A 2,604-nucleotide genomic window follows, 5' to 3' on the forward strand; every position below is an offset into this window, starting at 1 on the left:
AGGCCGCAGGTCTCGTCTGGCGGTACCGTGGTCCTGACAACTACTACGTGGTGCGCGCCAACGCCCTGGAAGACAATGTGGTCCTCTACAAGGTCGAGAACGGCAAACGCATCGACCTGCCCGTCAAGGGCGTGAGCGGAAAGACCTACGGGGTCGACGCCGACGTGCCCCGCCAGGCCTGGGGCACGCTGCGGGTCACGGCCCGTGGCCCCCTGTTCGAGGTCTACCTGGACGGGCGCAAGCTCTTCGAGGTCGAGGACGTCACCTTCCGTGACGCCGGCAAGGTCGGGTTGTGGACCAAGGCCGACAGCGTGACCCAGTTCGACGACCTCTCGATCGCCAGCCTCGACACAGCACCACGCTGACAAGGGAACAGCTCATGCGCCACCCTCTTCGGATGCTCGTCGCGGTCGCGCTGCTGGTCGCGGCCGGCGCTTGTTCGGAAAGGCCGCCGAGCAAATCGGAGGTGGTGGTCTACACATCCGTGGACCAGGTGTTCTCGGAGCCCGTGTTCCGCCGCTTCGAGGCGGACACCGGCATGCGGGTGCGCAGTGTCTTCGACACGGAGGAGACGAAGAGCACGGGCGTCCTGAACCGGCTCATCGCCGAACGCGCCAATCCGCAGGCCGATGTGTTCTGGTCAGGAGATCCGGTCCGGCCGTTCCTGCTGGTTGGCCGTGGCCTGGTCGAACCGTACGCGCCACCGAACGCAGCCGCCATCCCGCCGGGTTTCAAGAGCACGAAGGGTCTCTGGACCGGGTCAGCGGCGCGCGCCCGCGTCCTGCTGGTCAACCGCGAACGGCTGGCGGGCCGCCCGGCGCCGCGATCCGTGCGCGATCTGGCCGATCCGCGCTGGCGGGGCCAGGCGGCCATCGCCAACCCGCTCTACGGCACCACGACGATGCACGTCGCTGCCTGGTTCACGGCATGGGGAGACGCCGAGGCCACACGCTTCCTGGATGCGCTCAAGGCCAACGACGTGCGGATCGCCAGCTCCAACGGCGAGGTCAAGCGGCTGGTCTCTTCGGGCGAGGTCGCGTTCGGCCTTACCGACACCGACGACGCTTTCGACGCGGTCAAGAGCGGCGCCCCGGTGGATATCGTCTATCCGGATCAGGACGGCGACGGCACGCTCGTCATGCCCAGCAGCGTCGTGCTCATCCGCGGCGGGCCGCACCCCGAGGCGGCTCGGCGTCTGGCGGACTACCTGGTCTCGCCGCAGGCGGAGCGCATGATGGCCGACGCTGCGGCTCACATGCCGTTGCACGCCGATGTGGCGACGCCCGCCCATGTGGTGCCGGTGGGACGCCTCCGCGCGATGAACATCGACTATGCCGCGCTCGCCGCGGCCATGGATCGCATTCAGCCGCAGCTCCGCAAATGGTCCGGGCTGTAGTCCCGGCGCGCGTGAGCGCGCGAGGCCTTGCACTCGGCGCGGCTGGGGTGGTGGTGGTCGTCGCCTGCCTGGCGCCGTTGCTCTGGCCCCTGTTCGCCATCTTCGGCGGAGTGGTCGACGAGGCCGGGGCCAGCTTCGCCCCCCTCCTGACCGCGGAGCCGTGGCTGCTGCTGGCCCGCACGCTGGCGCTCACGGCCGCGGTGCTGGCCGTCACGCTCGCCATAGGCCTTCCCATGGGCTTCCTGGTTGCGCGGACGGACACGCCGGGGCGACGCATCGCGCTCGTCGCGCACGCCACGCCGATGTTCATTCCCCCCCTGTTGCCGGCGCTGGGCTGGTTCTACCTGTTTGGCCGGAATGGCCTGGTCGGCGGGGAGACCTCCGCCAGCCTTCTGTTCAGCGACCTCGGCGCCGTGCTGGTGCTCGGGCTCACGTTCGCACCGATCGTGACCTCGCTGGCCGCGCTCGCCCTCTGGAACGTCGATCCGTCGCAGGAGGAGGCCGCGCGCTTCGTCGCGCGGCCTCCACGGATCGTAGCGCGAATCCTGCTGCCGGCGATCTCGCCCGCGATCACTCTGGCCGCGGTGGTCGTGATCGCGCTGACGCTGTCGGAGGTGGGCGCGCCGATGTTCCTGCGCGTGCCCACCTACGCGGCCGCGGTCTTCGCCCGGTTGGGCGGAGTCGATTTCGCCCCCGCCGAGGCCTTCGTGCTCCTGCTGCCCGTCCTGGTCGTGGCGCTGGGGCTCGCGGCCGTGGAGCGACGCAGCGTCGGCCGTCGTTCATTCTCCGTCCTGGGCCTGCGCAGCTTCCGGAGCGCACCGTTCGCGCTTGGCCGATGGCGGTGGCCGGCTGCGGCCTTCTGCTGGAGCGTCACCGCATTGTCGGTCGCGCCGCTCGTCGCGCTCGGCTGGCGCGCCGGCTTCGACGGCTTCGCGGAGCTGCCGCTCTGGATCGGCGGCGGGGTCTGGAACAGCCTCGTCCCGGCGGGCTGGGCCGCGTCCGCCATCGTGGTGCTCGGCGTGGTGCTCGGCCCGCTGCTGAGCCGCAGGGATCGCGTTGCGAGCCACCTCGACCGGATCGCGTTGCTGGCCTTTGTGGCGCCTGGCGCGCTGCTGGGTGTCGGCCTGGCGGCGATCTGGAACCAGCCGGGAACGGCCTGGGTGTATCAGACGTCGGCCATCATCGCGCTGGGCTTCGTCGGCCGGTAT

3 protein-coding genes are annotated in these 2,604 nt (G+C 70.4%); all 3 read left to right on the forward strand.

The window, feature by feature from the left end; translation table 11 throughout:
• On the forward strand, positions 1 to 365 hold a 365-nt coding region (locus QZV94_RS24475; protein ID WP_367255313.1), incomplete at its 5' end, for a hypothetical protein.
• A gap of 14 nt (positions 366 to 379) precedes the next feature.
• Positions 380 to 1,396: an extracellular solute-binding protein gene (locus tag QZV94_RS24480; protein WP_293683008.1), complete on the forward strand. Its 1,017-nt coding sequence runs from the start codon at positions 380 to 382 to the stop codon at positions 1,394 to 1,396.
• A 110-nt stretch (positions 1,397 to 1,506) separates the two neighbouring features.
• The coding region (locus tag QZV94_RS24485) for an ABC transporter permease (RefSeq protein WP_367255317.1) at positions 1,507 to 2,604 on the forward strand (1,098 nt) is incomplete at its 3' end.

It is taken from the genome of uncultured Phenylobacterium sp., from assembly GCF_902826855.1.
Classification (GTDB): domain Bacteria; phylum Pseudomonadota; class Alphaproteobacteria; order Caulobacterales; family Caulobacteraceae; genus Phenylobacterium.

Excerpts from the sequence above, each read along its gene's own strand:
- QZV94_RS24480 (WP_293683008.1), top strand. The coding sequence starts at position 380 with ATGCGCCACCCTCTTCGGATGCTCGTCGCGGTCGCGCTGCTGGTCGCG.